This window comes from Streptomyces sp. NPDC054956 (genome assembly GCF_053609185.1).
This window is the reverse complement of record NZ_JBSGXB010000609.1, coordinates 1-1,720: the sequence shown is the minus strand read 5'-3', so window position 1 is coordinate 1,720 and position 1,720 is coordinate 1. Positions and strand designations below refer to the sequence as shown.

Below are 1,720 nucleotides of genomic sequence, written 5' to 3'. Positions count from 1 at the left end.
GCTCCGTGCCCGCCGCCTCAGGGAGCCGCCATGTCCGCCCCGCCCGCCCCTCCCACCTCCCCCGCGCCGTCCCCGCGGCGCCCGCGCCCGGCCCTCGTACGGCTGCTCGCGCTCGTACTGCTCGCCGTCGGCGGGATCCTGGCCGGGCCCGCGCCCGCCGCCCGTGCCGCCGTCTCCCTGGAGCGGGTCGGCGATTTCGGGGCCAACCCCGGCGCGCTGAACATGTACGTCTACCGGCCCGCCACGCTCCCGGCCCGGCCGCCCGTGGTGGTCGCGCTGCACGGATGCACCCAGAGCGCCCGGATCTACGCCGACAACTCGGGGCTGACCGAACTCGCCGACCGGCGCGGATTCCTGCTGGTGTTCGCGGAGACCACGTCGGCGAACAACATCAGCCAGTGCTTCAACTGGTTCCAGTCCACGGACAACCGGCGCGGTCAGGGCGAGGCCGCCTCGATCCGGCAGATGGCCGCCCACGCGGCCTCCGCCTACGGCGCCGACCCCCGGCGCACGTTCGTCACCGGCCTGTCGGCCGGCGGCGCGCTGACCTCGGTGATGCTCGCGGCCTATCCGGACGTGTTCGCGGCCGGGGCCGTCGTCGCCGGCCTGCCCTACGACTGCACCAGGGACACCGGCGCACTCGCCTGCATGAGCCCGGGCGTGGACCGGAGCCCGGCGGTGTGGGCGCAGCGCGTGCGCGACGCGTACCCGTCGTGGACCGGACCCTGGCCGCGGCTGGCCGTCTGGCACGGCGACCAGGACACGAAGGTGGTGCCGCGCAACGCCGACGAGCTGCGCGACCAGTGGACCGCGCTGCACGGCCTGACCCAGACCCCGGACCGCACGACGTCCATCGGTCCGGACGCCACCCGTCACGAGGAGTACCTCGCCGGGGACGGCACGGTGGCCGTCGAGGTGAACCGCGTCCCCGGCATCGGCCACGGCACCCCGGTGGACCCCGGGACCGGCCCCGGCCAGTGCGGCCGCACCGGGACCGCCCATTTCATCGCCTCGATCTGCTCCAGCGACTGGATCACGCGGTTCTTCGGCCTCGACGGGACCGGTCCCGGTCCCGGTCCCGGAACCCTGCCGGCTCCGACCGGTCTAGCCTCGACCGGCGCCGGCGACACGAGCGTCACCCTGTCCTGGAACCCCGTACCGGGCGCCGCCGGCTACCTGCTGTACCGGGACGGGACCCAGGTGGCCGCGCCCGCCGAGGCTCCGTACGAGGACACCGGGCTCGCTCCCGGGACGAGCCACACCTACACCGTGGCGGCCCGCGACGCCGCGGGGACCGCGGGCGCCCGCTCCGGCCCGGTCACGGTGAGCACGACCGGCGCGCCCGCGGCCTGCTGGACCGCGAACAACTACCAGCAGGTGCAGGCGGGACGGGCCACCACCGACGGGAGCCACGCCCACGCCAAGGGCTCGCACCAGGACCTGGGGCTCTACAACGTCTTCGTCACGCACACGCTGAGGGAGGCGCCGGCCGGCTACTTCGTCATCGCCGACGCCGGCTGCCCGTAGCGGCTGCCCGTGGCGGATGCCCGGGGCGGCCGCCCCGGAGGCTGTCCGTCGAGGGCGCCCGTAGCGGTTCTCCCCGGCGCATCCCGGTCCTCCGCTCGCCCGCCATGGCGGCCGTACCCACCGGGGCGGCCGCGAACATGGCGGGCGCAGCCGTGTCGGCGCCGGGGCGGCCGCCCGTAGCCTCCGGCCAGTC

General features: G+C 76.0%; 1 protein-coding gene. It reads left to right on the top strand.

Annotated features, from left to right (window positions below; translation table 11 throughout):
* Positions 1 to 1,527: extracellular catalytic domain type 1 short-chain-length polyhydroxyalkanoate depolymerase (locus ACWGDE_RS38720; RefSeq protein ID WP_453393780.1), on the top strand; the 1,527-nt coding region annotated here is incomplete at its 5' end.
* Between the last annotated feature and the right edge of the window lie 193 nt (positions 1,528 to 1,720).